Raw genomic sequence first — 1,100 nt, forward strand, 5'->3', positions numbered from 1 at the left:
GACCTGGCCTGGGGCGGCTGGGGCCGCACCGTGTTCCGGGCGTCCGGCCTGCCGACCGACGGCGGCCGCGCTCCTGCGTGGGGCTTCGACCCGGCCGCGGCGTTCACGCAGGAGGCCGCGGCATCCGCCGCGGCCGCGCTCGGCGTCGCCGGCGAGGCGGAGCTGGTCGACGGCGTGTGGACCGTGGGCCCGCGGGACGGCTCGGCGGCCGGCGTGACCCTCTACCCGGACGGCACGGCGTCCTTCAACTACTACGACCCCGCCAAGGACCCGTGGGCGTGCGTCGGACCTGACGCGCCCACGTCGGGCGACGCGTCGTCGTCGGGTCCGGCGACGTCCGGGGCTGCGGGCGAGGGCTCGTCCGGGGCGGCCGACCTCACCGAGCCGTCGATCGCGCTCCCGGAGCCGCAGCCGTGCGGCGACCGCGACCTCGGGCAGGCGCCCCGCGGGGAGGCGGCGGTCGCCGTCGTGCGTGACGCGCTCACGGCGCTCGGGCTCGACCCGGCCGGGTTCGAGCTCGCGGCCGAGGACTACGGCGACGAGATGTGGACCTACGTGAACGCGCACCAGGTGGTGGGCGGTCAGCGCACCGGCCTGGCGTGGAGCGCGTCGCTGACCGGCGGCGGCCTGCAGTCGCTGTACGGGCCCCTCGCCCCCGCCGTCGAGCTGGGCGAGTACGACGTCGTCAGCCCGACCGAGGCGGTCGAGCGGCTGGGCGACCCGCGGTTCGGCAGCGGCGGGAGCGGACCGGTGCGCCTCCTCGACGGGGAGCCCGGAGCGATGGCCGAGATGCCGGCGGAGCCGACGACGCCGCAGCTGCCGACCACCCCGGAGGCCGGAGCGCCGTTCGCGTGGCCGGTCACCGAGGTGACGATCGTCGACGTCCGGCTCGGGTCCGCGCTGCACACGCTCCCGGACGGGGCGGCCGCGCTGCTCCCGACGTACGAGCTCATCAGCGGTGACGGCGCCGTGTGGACCGTGCTCGCCGTCGCGGAGAGCGCCCTCGACCTGGAGCCGTCGCGATGACGCGCGGGTCGGCGCCGTGAGCGGCGTCCGCGCCGGCACCGCGCAGGGCCGCGCGGTCGCGAGCGGCGCCGACG

At 78.2% G+C, this 1,100-nt stretch carries 1 protein-coding gene; it reads left to right on the forward strand.

The features are described 5' to 3' along the window. On the forward strand, nt 1-1,026 hold a 1,026-nt coding region (locus tag ICW40_RS20060), incomplete at its 5' end, for a hypothetical protein (RefSeq protein WP_221655743.1). Nucleotides 1,027-1,100 lie beyond the last annotated feature (74 nt).

The sequence above is a fragment of the Actinotalea ferrariae genome (assembly GCF_019733465.1).
Lineage (GTDB): Bacteria > Actinomycetota > Actinomycetes > Actinomycetales > Cellulomonadaceae > Actinotalea > Actinotalea ferrariae_A.